Source organism: Phaeodactylibacter xiamenensis (assembly GCF_000759025.1).
In the GTDB taxonomy this organism is placed as follows: Bacteria; Bacteroidota; Bacteroidia; order Chitinophagales; family Saprospiraceae; genus Phaeodactylibacter; species Phaeodactylibacter xiamenensis.
Window position 1 is genome coordinate 222106 of record NZ_JPOS01000090.1, and the last position, 14688, is coordinate 236793.

A 14688-nucleotide genomic window follows, 5' to 3' on the forward strand; every position below is an offset into this window, starting at 1 on the left:
TCCGCCCCCTTATTTTCCCAAACGCCAAAACCAGTTATGAACGACAACAGCCCATACGCCGATGCCTGGGCCAAAATAGACTCCCTTGAGCAGAATGGCCTGCCCCGGTCGGCACTTGAGGCCACCGAAGCACTCTACCAGCAAGCTAAAGCGGATGATGAACCAGCCGAATGGGTCAAAACCATCATCTACCTCAATAAATTCCAAAGCCAAATCGAAGAGGAAGGCTTGGCGGAAGCCATCCGCCGTGTGCAATCGGAAGCCGATTCGGCTTCTTTTCCTGTAAAACCGGTACTCCATACCTTGCTGGCGGGCCTGTATCAGCGCTACCTGGAGGAAAACCGCTGGCAGATTAGTCAGCGGACAACCGTGGCCGGAGAGCGCCCGGAGGATATCAGCCTATGGACTACCCGCGACCTGTTGGATGAAACCGGAAAACAGTACCTTTTGTCTGTACAGGACCAGGGCTTACTCAACATCCCCATTGAGGAGTGGGCGCCCATCACCACCCCCAACAGCCCGGCAACCGAAGGGCTGCGCCCCACGCTTTACGACTTCCTCATGCACCGGGCTATTGACTACTTCTCCAACGACCAGTCGTACCTCAACGAACCGGTGTACAAGTATCTACTCCGGGAGGAAGCCGCCCTCGCTCCTGCCCAGGATTTTGTCGAAACCGCCTTCAGCGGACAAGACTCAGCAGCGTACACCCTTCAGGTACTCCACCTCCTGCAAGACTTACTGCGTGTGCGGCTGAAGAATGACAATGCCGCTGCTTTGCTCGACCTGGACCTCAAACGCCTGCAGTTTGCTTACCAAAAGCTGGTCAATGCTGAAAAAGAATCGCTGTATACCCAGGCCCTGCAACGCACTATTGAGCAATATCAGGGCACGCCTGAAGTTATGCAGGCCTGGTATGCTTTAGCTCAGCATTATCAGCAGCTTGGGCAAAGTTACCAACCCTTTGGTGATACCACGCACCGCTGGAAAGCAAAGGAGGCCCTGGATTTGACAACCCAGGCGCTCAAGAACTACCCCGACCATTATTGGGCTCAACCCATTAAAAACCTACAGGCCAAGCTTCTGGACCAACAACTTACCCTACAGGCTGAAGAAGTTTACCTTCCTAACCAGTCGATGCTCTTCTCCCTCACCTACCGAAATACGGATTCGTTATACTACCGGCTCATCCCCCTTGCCCCGGAAGATGCCTTCCAACTAGAGCGCAACCGGGGGGAAGAAACGCTCGAAATCCTGAAAAACAAAGCGCCCCGGCTTAAGGGGCACTTCAAGCTGCCGGACGAAGGCGACCTGCAGCAGCACCGAACCGAATTTGCACTTGACGGGCAGGGGTTCGGCAGTTACGCCCTCCTCTATGCTACCAATGAAGATTTTGATGAGGCTGCTGAAGTTAGTGCGGCTTTTTTCAGCATTTCTGAACTGGGCGCACTCTATCAACGTGCCGACAACCAAATACTGGTCGCCCACCGGGAGAATGGGCAGCCCCTGGCTGGCGTGGAACTACAGTTCTTCACCACCCGGTACAATCGCCGGAAAAACCAGCAGGAACTGGTCCCCCACAGCAAAGCCCAAACCAACGCCATGGGCATGGCTTCCCTTCCCGGTGACGACAGGCAGTCATTTGTCATACAGCTCACACGCGGCGCAGATGTGCAAACCCTGGGCCGGGGCTTCTCTAATTACCAGTCTTACGACAGAGATATCCGGACAGAAACCACTCATTTTTTCCTGGACCGCTCCATTTACCGGCCCGGGCAAACCATTTACTTCAAAGCCCTCGCTTTAACCAAAGACGCGAATGACCTCCCGGCTATCCTGCCCAATCAGTCCATCACGCTGACATTCCGGGATGCCAACCGGCAGGAAGTGGAAACCCTGGAATTGGAAACCAACGAATTTGGTACTGTACAGGGCAACTTTATCGCTCCCCAGGGTGGCTTGCTGGGACAAATGTCGATACAGTCCAACCTGGGCGGAAGTACCCGGTATTTTTCGGTTGAAGAATACAAACGCCCCAAGTTTGAAGTGGAACTCCAACCGCTGGACGGGCAGCCTGAACTGGGGGATACTGTAACGGTTTCCGGTCTGGCCAAAGCCTACGCCGGCAACGTAATTGATGGAGCGAAAGTCACCTACCGGGTGGAGCGCAATGCACGTTTCCCCTGGTCTTCCTGGTGGTACCGTATGCCAAGCAGCAGTAGTATGGAAATCGCGAATGGCGTTGCACAAACAGGTCCTGACGGCAGCTTCTCCATCGAATTCCCTGCTCTGCCTGACCCCACCATCAGCCCGGACAACCGCCCGGAATACACCTATACCGTAACGGTGGATGTCACCGATGCCAATGGCGAAACCCGATCCGCTACCCGATCCGTGCGCCTGGGCTACCTGCAGCTCAAGGCTGAAATGGACCTCCCGGCTCAGGCAGACCTGACCGATCCAATGATGGCCGTACAGCTCTATGCCCAAAACCTCGATGGCAACCCTACTGCTGCCGGTGGCGATCTAACCATAACCGCCCTGGCACCGCCACCGCGCGCGCTGGTGGAGCGCTACTGGGAACGCCCGGACTACTACCTGCTGGAGGAGGCAGAATTTGTACAGCGTTTTCCTCACCTGCCCTATGCAGATGAAAATGAGCAGCGCAACTGGAAAACTACGGGTACCGTTTTCGAAGAATCGGTAGAAGTCAATGGCCAAGACACCCTTTTCCTTAATTTTTCCGGCTGGAAGACCGGCCACTACCGCGCCACGCTACGTCTGCGGGACGAAAGCGGCGAAATGGTAGAGTCCATCAAGTATTTTGCGCTGTTTGACAGCAAAAAACAACACCTGCCCGATGGTGCCGTAGCCTGGGAAAGACCCGCCAAAGAAGGCCCCTTCCAACCCGGTGAAACCTATCAGCACCTCCTGGGCAGCGCCACAGCGGAAATCCCCTACCTGATCGAAGTGGAAGGCCGCAGTGGAATGATCCGGCAGGAATGGCTGAAAGCAGCGCGCTGGCAGCGGATCAGCCAGAAAATTGAGGAAAAAGACCGGGGCAATTTATTCCTCCATATTCAGGGGATGCAGTACAACCGCTTCTTCAAGATTCAGCAGCAAATCACGGTGCCCTGGAGCAACAAGGAACTAAAAATCACCTATCAGACCTTCCGGGATAAGCTATTGCCCGGAGCGGAAGAAACCTGGGAGCTCAAAATCAGTGGCCCGGAGAAGGAAGCAGTGGCTGCAGAGTTAGTTGCCGGTATGTACGATGCTTCTTTGGATGCTTACCGCATGCACAACTGGCACTTCAGCCCTTTCCCAAGTGCTTACAGCCGTTCGAACTGGGCACAGCAGGGTTTTTCAGCCGACTATGGCCGTTCCTTTTTCTACAACAGAGGGGCTTACTTTAGCGCTGATGCACGGCAGTACCGGGAGCTCGACTGGCACAATTGGAACCGCTGGTATAGATTTGCCCGGGGGAATGTACCTGTAATGGCCGAATCGCAGGCTTTTGATGATGCCGCCAGCGCAGAGGCTGATGCCCTGATGTCCTATGCTGCTAAATCAACTCAAAGAGAAGAAGCAGCCCCACGCGCCGGGATGGCTGCTCCCCCTCCTCCGGAAGCCGATACGATGGCTAATGCCGAACCGGAAGCCCCTAAGCCAGAGCCAGCCATCCGCCGCAACCTAAAGGAAACGGTCTTTTTCTTTCCGCAACTGCGTACCGATGAAGCGGGCAATGTCATCTTGCAGTTCAAAATGAATGAAGCCCTTACGCGCTGGAAATTCCTGGCCTTTGCCCATACGACCTCCTTGCAGTATGCTCTTTCGGAGCAGGAGGTAGTCACACAAAAGCAGTTGATGGTACAGCCCAACGCGCCCCGTTTTGTGCGCCAGGGCGACCGCATTGCCTTTACCGCTAAGGTGAGCAACCTGTCGGAAGGACCATTGCAGGGCACCGCACGCCTTCAATTGTTCGATGCGGTGAGCATGGAGCCCATTGATGCGTTGTTTGGGAATACCGATCAGGAGCAGCCCTTTACGGCCGAAGCCGGGCAGTCACAGGGGGTATCCTGGATGCTTGAAGTACCAGAAGATTTCACCGGCGCGATTGTCCACCGGGTCACAGCAGAAGCAGGCAGCTATGCCGATGGGGAAGAAAGTGCCCTGCCGGTGCTGACCAACCGAACCTTAGTCACGGAAACGATGCCCCTGCCCATCGGTGGGGCAGCAAGCAAGACCTTCGACTTTAGCGCCATGAAAAAAGCGCAGCAGTCCAAAACACTGCAGCAGCATCAGTTCACCCTGGAGTTCACCTCCAACCCGGCCTGGTACGCAGTGAAGGCACTCCCCTACCTCATGGAGTACCCCCACGAATGCACTGAGCAAATTTTCAGCCGCTACTACGCCAACAGCCTGGCCTCGTCCGTGGCGAATCAGTACCCGGAAGTGCAGCGTGTGTTCGAGCAGTGGCGCTCAACCGATGCCTTGCTAAGCGAACTGGAGCAAAACCAGGACCTGAAAAACATCATTCTGGAGCAGACGCCCTGGGTACGCAATGCCCAAAGCGAAACCGCACAGCGCAAACGCATCGGCCTGCTGTTCGACCTCAACCGCATGGGGTACGAAAAAGCGGAGGCCCTGAATAAACTCAAAGAGCGCCAATCTGCTAACGGTGGGTTCTCCTGGTTCCCCGGCGGGCGCGAAAGCTGGTACATCACGCAGTACCTGATGGAAGGGCTGGCACGGCTGCAGCTGCTTGGCGTAGAAGACATTGCGAATGACCGCAACGCCCGGAACATCATGGAGCGCGGCCTCGCCTTTGTGGATGAAGAAATGGCCGATTACTACACCAAGGCTATGGCCAGAAAGGATAGCCTGCTGCCAAATATTGCCATCCACTACCTCTATACCCGCTCCCTTACCGCTGATCAGGAGCTTTCTGGGACTGCAAAAGAGGCGTTTGGCTTTTACCTGAAACTGGCTGAGGATAAGTGGCTGGAGCGTAACCTATACGAGCAAGCTATGCTGGCGGTAGTTTTCCAAAAGCAGGATATGCCGAAACAAGCCACAAAAATCATGAAGTCCCTGCGCGAGCGTGCCCTGTACAACGAGGAAATGGGCATGTACTGGAAGTACGATTATGGCTTCTATTGGTACCAATTGCCGATTGAAACCCACGCCATGCTCATCGAGGCCTTCGCTACCGTTGCTAAGGATGAGGAAGCGGTGGAGCAACTCAAAGTGTGGCTGCTGAAAAACAAACAGACCAACCACTGGGAGACCACCAAGGCCACGGCAAGTGCGGTCTATGCCATGCTCCGCTTCGGCGAAAACTGGCTGGCTTACGACGATCCCGTGCAGGTCTCCTTCCCGAAGCTGGATAAAGATGTCTATCAGGCTCAACTCACAGAAGCGCAAAAAAATGCTGAGGCAGGCACTGGTTATTTCAAAACCCAATGGGATGGCAAAGCCGTTCAGCCGGGCTTCCGTCAAATTAAGGTGGACAACCCCAATCCCGGCATTGCCTGGGGTGCCGCCTACTGGCAGTACTTTGAAGACCTGGATAAAGTGGAAACCTTCAAGTCCACACCGCTGGTGATGAACCGTACGCTATACCGGGAAGAGCTAAGCGACACCGGCCCCATTTTGGTACCGGTCACGCCCAAAATGGCGCTGCAACCCGGCGATAAGCTTGTGGTGCGCATCGACATCAAGGTGGACCGGGCTATGGAGTACGTCCACCTGCAGGACATGCGGGCAAGTGGCCTGGAGCCGGTCAATGTACTTAGCCGGTATCAATGGCAGGGGGGACTCGGCTATTACCAAAGTACCCGGGATGCTTCTACGGACTTCTTTATTTCGTATTTACCACAGGGCACCTTTACGTTGGAATATCCGCTGCGGGTCAGCCACCGCGGGGATTTCACCAACGGCATGGCGCGCCTGCAGTGCATGTACGCGCCGGAATTCAGTAGCCATTCAGCCGGGGTGCGATTGAAGGTGGAGTAGATTTGCGTATTGCTAATAAAACAGGATCGTAATATCTTGCGAACAGCATAACCCACGCCTATGATTACCTCATTGGACCAACTGGATTTGCACAAAAAGTATTCTTACGCGGACTACCTGACCTGGAATCTCGGGGAGCGGGTGGAGCTCTTAAGGGGGTATGTACGCAAAATGGCGCCTGCCCCCAGCGATGAACATCAGCGGATCAGCAGTTTTCTTCATGGCACAATTTGGTATCACTTGCGGCAAAAGGAATGTGAAGTCCGGCATGCGCCCTATGATGTCCGGCTCATCATCCCGTCTGATACGCCCCTGTCCAGCCGGAGAAGAAAAAGCGCCACCTCCTTGTCCGATGAAGAGATAGAAACTGTGGTCCAACCGGATATCCTGGTGATTTGCGACCCCGCAAAAATTGATGACCGGGGCTGCCTGGGCGCTCCGGATTTGATCATTGAGATCCTCTCCCGGGGCAATAACAAGGAGGATACCGAAGAGAAATTCACCATTTACGAATCCGCTGGCGTCCCGGAATATTGGATTGTTCACCCTTTCGAGCAAACGATTACCGTTTACCGTCCGGACAGCAGTGGCCGATACGCGGGGTCACGCCCTTTCGCACCCGGTAGCCAGCTCACTTCGGAGATCCTGAAGGAACTGGAGATACCGGTTGCGGAAGTTTTTAGCCGAAAGTAGTTTTACTTCGTGGTTTTATAATCGGTGGAAGCGCTAATCCCTCCATGGTCAAAAACTTCCTCAGGACCGGACAATAAAATCTCATCCAGGAAAATCCAGCTTTTGCCACCCGGATTAGGGTGCCAGTCCGGGTTGCGCAAGGGGCTGCGGACTTCCACTTTCACATAGCGGGCCTCCACCGGATCAAATGCAATCGGGAAGTACTTCAGCTCTGTTTCAACCACTTCCTTATCAATCGTTGGCCAGTCTGCCCTGCTTACCTCCCGGAACTGCTGCCCATCCGCGGAGACGGAAACGATGGCGCTTTTCGGGAAGAAAATCCAGCTAGCCGGCCTGGACAAGGCACTGATGGTCACTTCGTTGACGGGAGTAAGCTCTGGCAGCTCCATAACCGCGCCCATGTGCTCCCCCTCGTATCCGAGCCAACTGCCGGCTGTGAATACCGCTGTGCCTTTTTGCAAGTCGACCAGGGATGCTCCGCCATTGGCCTGGAATTTTCCGGAAGGGGGGTTGAGCAGTCGCCCTGTTTTCGCCCGTAGCCCGGCTTTCACAAATCGGGCGGAGGACACCTCGCTGTCATTCCAGCCTGGCTTTACGGCAAAGGCCTGCACCTCTGCGGTCTTTCGCAGGATAAGAGAATCCGGAAAAAGGGGAGAATCCGGCCCTGGAGGCGTTCCGTCAATGGAGTAGCGCACCTCTACGCCTTTAAAGTTGGAGATAGCCCGTACGACGATGGAGTCATGGAACAGCGTGGAAGCCGCCTCCAGCAGAGGTGGGTTGAGCGCAGCCGTCCCGAAGACTTCCCGGTCTGCCTCCTGTTGCACAACCACTTGCGGGTGCGCCTCTTTCCATTTGGTCAGCCCGGCATCAGAGACCGCCGTCTGCCACAGGTAGATTTGCTTCAGTTCCGGTAATTGCCCGATTGCCTTCAGCCCCTGATCGGTCACTGCCGTCCCATACAGATTGAGTACCTGCAAGTGAGGCAGCTCCGCCAGAAATCCCAGCCCCGCATCCGTAATCCGGGTGCCTTGCAGTTGGAGCTTTTTCAGGTTGGTAAAATCCGCAAGCTGACCCGAAAGCTCATCCGAAAAGTTACTGTGCCCACAGTGAAGTTCAATGACCCGGTCAGCATACTTGCGAAGGGGCGCAAAACTACGGGCACTGATCGCCGTATCCCGCGCCATATCCACCAGCAAAAAGGGGCTTTCTTCCGCAGCTACTGCCACGCGCAGGCCCTGTGCTTTCAGTTGTTGGACCGTTTCAAGCGGCATAGGTGGCAGGTCCAGCTTCGCCCAGTGATCTGCCGGGGTCTGATAGGCTTCCAGAAGAGCGGCTACTGCGGCTCTGTCCTCCATATCTTTCACCTTGCAGTCGAAACAGGCACCATTGCCCATCCACCATTCCAGCAGTTGGATTTCGCCAGCTGACAATTGAGGTTTGCCCTCCGGAGGCATGTGCTCCTCCACTTCCATCGGCAAATGCACGCGCTCCAGCAAAAGGCTCTGAGCCGGCACTGCGGTATTGAACAACGGCCCGCTATCACCTCCTGCCATTAGCCCCGCCTGATCGGTGAGGACCAGCCCACCCTTTGATTTGGAAGGCTTATGGCAGCCGGTGCACTTTTGGTCCATGATGGGTTGTATGATGAGGTCGTAGACCAGCGCTTCTTCGATGTTTTCCACCGTTTGGGGCGCTGCCGGTTTTTCGAAAAGGTAATCGGTACCGTGGGTCATTGCTCCGCCAAAGTGCCCGGCGGCGAACAAGACCACGCCACAAACCCAAAGCAGGTAAGGGTACAGTTTGGTCAGCAATCGGGTATATTCCAGATGTCCAAGATAAAGCAGCAGGGCACTGATTGTAGTTGCAATCCCTAACCAACGGTGGTACTGCAGGAGGTTTTCCTCATACCCTCCTTCCTCTGCCAGCCACCAGCCGGTAGCCGCTGCCACTATGGAAGCCAGCGTGCCCAGCAGCAGGGAAAGCCCAATGGCCGGTTGGTAGTTATTGTGTTTCTGCCATCGTTGCAGCCCCTCCATTAGTATTCCCAGCAACAGGAAGCCGATAGGCAGGTGAACAATCAGGGGGTGCAAACGGGCTAAATTGATGGAAAGAACGTCCATGATCAGGGCTTTTGAGTCAGCAAAATTTCATCCAGGAAAATCCAGGCAGGTCGGCCGGCACCATCGTGCCAATCGGGCAACTGCCGGGCAAGCACGAGGACCTCCAGGGTATCAGAGCTCCAGGGTTTCAGTGGCACCTCCAAAAAGTGATACTGTGTAGGCCCACCAGGCTCAGGGCGTGCAGTTTCAAACTGCCCAATCTGTTCTCCGGCATCATAAACTTTTACAACCGCCGGGGGCATAATCCAGGCACCGGCATTGTCCAGCAGACTGAATACCAGCATATTGACTTTTCCGGCTTCCGGGGCATTCAACTGCATGCGCAGGGTATCTGTTTCCCAACCCAGCCATGCCTTGGGGGTAGCTGCAAAATTCAGGGCGCCTTTTTGGCGGTCGGTCAAAGCAGATAAGCCGGCTCCGGTGTATTGAGGCGCGGGCTTTGGGGTGGCATTCGTAATGCTTAGCGGCTGGTTATATTTCAGGCTGCGAACAGCTATACTCACTTGCGGGCTGTCTTCAAAGTCCGGGTGAAAAGCTTTTGCGCTAACGGTAGCAGATTGAGATAAGGCAAGCGGCCCTTTGTAAACAGAGCTGTTTGAACCCACCGGGCTTCCATCCAGCGTATACCGGAGCGCCACGCCGGGGTAATCCAGTTCAAGGCGTACCGTTGTGGTTTCAGTAAAAAACACCGAATCCACTACAGCCTGAGGCGGGCTCAGTTGTATCCGGGGCTGCGCTAAAGCCAGCCCGCTGCATAGCATCAAAAATATAAAGTACATGCGCCTCATACCCGGGTAAGTTTTATGGGATAGGTAAATCCGGCATTCCACTGCGCTACGTAGAGATTTTCGTCCTCATCCACACATACGTCGTGGGGATGGGTGAAAACCCGAAGCACCTGATACATCGGCCGGAGCTGATCCTCTTCATAGACGGGAGCCACGCCGCCGGGTGCAGAGATCAGCCGGTTATGTTCATCCAAAATCGAAACAAACCCGGTACCGCTGCTGCCATCGCCCGACCAGATCGTGCCCAGGTACACATTAGAGCCGTGCACCACGGGGCGGCAAATGTACGCGCCGGGCAGATCGATGACCCCTTTCAGCGCGCCATCCATACCAAAGCGCTTCAACTGATTCTGCTGCCGGGCGGTGATGAGCAATTCCGGAGCCTGCCCGCGTTGGTCGATGCAGATGCCGTGGGCGTTCAGGAACTGCGCCTCGCCTTCTCCTCTGCCTCCAAAGACATTCAGCAGCTCGCCTTTTTGATTGTAATGCAAAATGTACTGACTGCCGTATCCATCGGCTATATACACATCGCCATTATCCGCCACTGCTGTTTCCGTGGGAATATATTGGGAAGGGGAATCATAAACACCGGATGCTTTAGGGTACCCCCAGGCCCAGACGACTCTCCCGTTCAGCGTAGTCTTAATCACCTCGTGCCGCTCCGTATCGGTGATGTAGAGGAACTCCTCCCCGCCCTCATCTTTGAGCGTCAGGCCGTGGGCTCCGGGAAAATCGGTACCCCAGGCATCTAAAAGCCGGCCATCGCGATTGTAGATCAGGATGTTGTTGCGGGTATGGTTGGTCAGCAAAATGATCCGCCCCTGCTTGTCCTGTACCAGTTCGTGGCAGTCTTTAACCGGGTAAAACTGTGCATTCAGCGCGCCCCAGTTAAGGTCAACTTTATACCTGAAGTCGCCATGCCCGAGTACAAGCTCGCCCCGGCTCGTCCAGGAAACCAGCCCCATACCAGCCGCTGCCCAGAGGCTGCTTTTGAGAAATTCCCGTCTTTTCATCATGCCAGTAAGTCTTTTACCACATGCCCTTCCACATCAGTGAGGCGGAAGCGCCGCCCCTGATATTTATAGGTCAGTTGTTCGTGATCGATGCCCAGCAGGTGTAGCATCGTAGCCTGAAAATCGTGGACATGCACCGGGTTTTCAGTGATGTTGTAGCCGAAATCATCGGTGTCACCGTATACGATACCGGGCTTAATGCCGCCACCCGCCATCCACATGGTAAAGCAGCGGGGGTGGTGGTCGCGCCCGTAGTTGGTATCGGTGAGTGTGCCCTGTGAGTAATTGGTGCGGCCGAACTCTCCGCCCCAGATGATCAGAGTGTCATCCAACATGCCCCGCTGTTTGAGGTCCATCACGAGTGCAGCGGATGCCTGATCCACATCTTTGGCTTGTTTGGCGATGGCGGTGGGTAGGTTTTCATGCTGATCCCAGCCCATGTGGTAAAGCTGAATGAAGCGGACGCCCTTTTCGGCCAGCCGCCGGGCCAGCAGGCAGTTGGCTGCGTAGGTGCCGGGCGTCATCGCATCCGGGCCATACATCTGGTAAATGTAGTCCGGCTCGTCCTCTACGCTCATCACATCAGGCACGGAAGTCTGCATCCGGTAGGCCATCTCGTACTGCGCGATCCGGCTTTGAATTTCCGGATCCTGTGTTTCTTCGTGGTGCATGCTGTTGAGGGCTTCCAGCTTATCGAGCATTTTACGGCGGCCGGAGCGCCCCAGCCCCGCCGGGTCATTGAGGTAAAGCACCGGGTCTTTCGCTGCCCGGAACTGCACACCCTGATGCAGGGAATGCAAAAAGCCGTTGCCCCACAAGCGGGAATAGAGCGGCTGTCCGTTCGGGCGGCCGGTACCCCGGGACAGGAGTACGGTAAAGGCAGGCAAATTCTCATTATCGCTGCCCAAACCATAACTCAGCCAGGAGCCAATACTAGGCCGCCCCGGCTGCTGAGACCCGGTTTGGAAGAAGGTGATGGCCGGGTCGTGATTGATCGCCTCCGTGTACATGGACTTTACGATGCACAACTCATCTGCAATTTTAGCAGTATACGGCAATAAATCACTAATCATTGCACCACTTTGCCCATGCTGCTGAAAGCCAAACTGAGAGCCCACCAACGGGAAGCTGTCCTGCCCGGAGGTCATGCCCGTCAGGCGCTGCCCCTGCCGGACGGATTCCGGAAGGTCTTCACCACGCCGCTTTTGCAGCAAGGGTTTATAATCAAACAATTCGAGCTGTGAAGGCCCTCCGCTTTGGAACAGGTAGATAATCCGCTTGGCTTTCGCCGGATGGTGCAGGGCTTTCAATACGCCTTCTATCCCCTGCCCGGATTCGGTAATAATGCCTTTGTCATTGGCCCGGAAGCAGCGCAGCCCGAGCAAAGAGCCCAGTGCGGCAGACCCAAGCCCTAAAGCGGTTTTGGAGAGGAAAGCGCGGCGGTTCAGTTGTAAGGATCGTTCTTCAAAAGGATTCATTATTCAATATTTTAGCCACGAGTGATCGCCTCGTCCAGGTTAAAAATAGTGTTCGCCACCAGGGTGTAGGCGGCCATATCAGCAAGCGGGAGGGTATCCGGCAGGGTGTAAGCCCCTGTGGCCAGATAAGATTTCGCCTCTTTTTGCTTTTCAGCGTAAGCTGCCCGCTCTTCTTCAAAGTAATCGAGCAGCAATTGGAGCTCAGCCTCTTCCGGACTCGCAGAAGTTACCGCCCGGAACATGAAGGCAATCCGCTCTGCAGCATCTGCCCCACCCTGTTCCCAGGCCTGCAGCGCGAGTGCTTTGCTGGCTTCGAGCACCTGCGGGTCATTGAGCAGCAGCAAAGCCTGCAGGGGCGTATTGGTTTCCTGCCGCTTAACGGAGCACAGGTCACGGGAGGGGGCGTCCATAATCAGCATGCCAGGCGGGGGGACGGTACGCTTCCAGAAGGTGTACAAACTTTTCCGGTAGCGGTCGGGGCCCTCGCTGACCATGTAGCGGGCTGTACTTCCGCCGCCGCCACCGGTGGTTTCTTCCCACAACCCTTCCGGCTGATAGGGCTTGACACTTGGGCCGCCCACTTCCTCATTGAGTAGGCCACTGACTGCGAATGCCTGATCCCGGATCATCTCGGCTTGGAGCCGCAGGCGGGGCGCACGGGCCAGCCAGCGATTTTCGGGGTCCTGTTCCAGCAGTTCAGGGCTGGCCGCCGCGGTTTGCTGATAGGTAGCCGAAAGCGCCATATAGCGAAGCATGGCTTTGACATCCCAGCCCTCCTCCCGGAACTTGATGGCCAGGAAGTCCAGCAACTCCGGGTGCGTAGGCAGCGCGCCCTGATTGCCGAAATCAAAAGGGGTGGCTACGATGCCCGTTCCAAACAGCTGCTGCCAAAGCCGGTTTACCGTCACCCTGGCCGTGAGGGGATTCTCCGGACTAAACAGCCACTGCGCCAGGCCCAGGCGGTTATTGGGCGCCCCTTCCGGAATTGGGGGTAGCTGCTCAGGAACGGCAGGTTGTACCTCGTCTCCGTACTGATCGTATTTGCCCCGGTTAAGGATATAGGTCTTGCGTGGTTCTTCCTGCTCTTCCATCACCATCAGGTCAATGTACGGCAGGCTGTCCCGGTTGTTGATGAAGGTGACAATGCCTTCTATCTCTTCCTGCGTGATCCGGACCGATGGCTTGGGCGCATAGCGGAAGTTCTGATTGAGCTGCCCTACAAAGCCTTTCTCCGGGATGGTATTGAAATAACCGTAGAGGCTGAAATAGTCCTTTTGGCTGATAGGGTCGTATTTATGGTCGTGGCATTTGGCACACTCCATAGTCAGTCCAAGAAAAGCAGTGCCTAAGGTCTGTGCGCGGTCCGCCACATACTCTACCCGGTATTCTTCATCAATAACGCCCCCTTCGGCCGTAATTTTATGATTGCGGTTGAAACCGGTGGCGATACGCTGCTCGAGGGTAGGCTCCGGCAGCAGATCACCGGCCAGCTGCCAGGTGACGAACTGATCGTAGGGCATATTTTCCTTGAAAGCATGAATAACCCAATCACGCCAGGGCCACATCACCCGCTCGAAGTCGTCCTGATAGCCGTGGGTGTCGGCATACCGGGCGATGTCCATCCAGTCCAGGGCCATACGCTCGGCGTAGGCGGTGGAGTTGAGAAAGGTATCCACCAGGCGCGCCCAGGCATCCGGGCGGTCGTCCTCAACGAATGCGTCGATTTCTTCCAATGTAGGTGGTAAGCCCCGCAAGTCAAAGGAAAGACGGCGGATGAGCTTGGCTTTTTCCGCTTTTGAGGAAGGCTGCAGCCCCTGTTCCTGTAGTTTGGCATAAACAAAGTGATCGATCTCATTCTGCGCCCAGCCCGCCCCGGCTTCAGGCACTTCGGGCATTTCCGGAGGCAGGAACGCCCAGTGTTTTTTCCACGCTGCCCCCTGCTCCACCCATCGGCGCAGCAGCGCTTTTTCGTGTTCGGTAAGGGTCAGGTTAGACTCCGGGGGCGGCATGATTTCCTGCGGGTCATCGGTATAAATCCGCTGTATGAGGGTACTCTGCTCCGGATTGCCAGGCACCAGAGCGTAGTGGTCTTGCGCCTTGCCCAATGCTGCGAAAGCATGGGCTTCGGTATGCAGCCCCAGCCCGCCTTCCCGGGTAGCCTCGTCCGGCCCGTGGCACTTAAAACAGCGGTCGGACAGGATGGGCTTAATGTGGAAGTTGAAATCTACTACTTCCGGCAGGGTGGCGGTTGTCAGCGTTGGGTCTGTAGTAGACGCTTGCTCACAGCTAAAAAACAGGACGGTGAAAAAAACAGCAAAGCAACAGGATTTCAATGTTGACATTTCGGATGGCTTTTTTGACTTGTATCATGATGCTTCTTTAGCATCACACCAAACCAGTCTTTAATTTTTGCTAAACCGGTTTAGCGATTAATCAAAAGTATGAATTTTACCGATGCTCCCAAAGAAATTTGGTGGAATTATATGGGATTTGTCATCCTTGCGGCAGGGGGCTGGTGCAGCGTACCGGTGGACTTGCCCGATTGAGTGATTCTTTCTGCAACTTCGTTGCCGGGGCC

Annotated in this window: 7 protein-coding genes; 2 read left to right on the plus strand and 5 right to left on the minus strand. The window is 55.5% G+C overall.

Features of this window, described 5'->3' with window-relative positions:
• Positions 1 to 36 precede the first annotated feature (36 nt).
• Positions 37 to 6018 carry an alpha-2-macroglobulin family protein gene (locus IX84_RS26980; protein ID WP_044228968.1) on the plus strand — a complete coding sequence of 1994 codons (5982 nt, stop codon included), beginning with the start codon at positions 37 to 39 and terminating at the stop codon, positions 6016 to 6018.
• Between the two features lie 60 nt (positions 6019 to 6078).
• Positions 6079 to 6711 (plus strand): Uma2 family endonuclease, encoded by a 633-nt coding sequence (locus tag IX84_RS26985; RefSeq protein WP_044228559.1) that lies wholly within the window; start codon positions 6079 to 6081, stop codon positions 6709 to 6711.
• 2 nt (positions 6712 to 6713) lie between these two features.
• Here the strand turns inward: IX84_RS26985 and IX84_RS26990 are convergent, their stop codons facing one another.
• From IX84_RS26990 to IX84_RS27010, 5 genes are read right to left on the minus strand one after another with little or no spacing between them, the layout of a single operon-like run.
• Entirely contained in the window at positions 6714 to 8831 is a 2118-nt protein-coding gene (locus IX84_RS26990; RefSeq protein ID WP_044228565.1) for a c-type cytochrome domain-containing protein, read from the minus strand.
• 2 nt (positions 8832 to 8833) lie between these two features.
• Positions 8834 to 9619: a chitobiase/beta-hexosaminidase C-terminal domain-containing protein gene (locus IX84_RS26995; RefSeq protein WP_044228568.1), complete on the minus strand. Its 786-nt coding sequence runs from the start codon at positions 9617 to 9619 to the stop codon at positions 8834 to 8836.
• Positions 9616 to 10635, minus strand: coding sequence for an NHL repeat-containing protein (locus tag IX84_RS27000; protein WP_202965303.1), 1020 nt, complete (start codon positions 10633 to 10635; stop codon positions 9616 to 9618). The genes IX84_RS26995 and IX84_RS27000 overlap by 4 nt, the downstream gene beginning before the upstream one ends.
• Positions 10632 to 12110, minus strand: coding sequence for a DUF1501 domain-containing protein (locus IX84_RS27005; protein WP_044228572.1), 1479 nt, complete (start codon positions 12108 to 12110; stop codon positions 10632 to 10634). The genes IX84_RS27000 and IX84_RS27005 overlap by 4 nt, the downstream gene beginning before the upstream one ends.
• Positions 12111 to 12121: 11 nt before the next feature.
• A complete protein-coding gene (locus tag IX84_RS27010; RefSeq protein WP_052516444.1) occupies positions 12122 to 14452 on the minus strand; it encodes a PSD1 and planctomycete cytochrome C domain-containing protein in 2331 nt (776 codons plus the stop codon).
• Between the last annotated feature and the right edge of the window lie 236 nt (positions 14453 to 14688).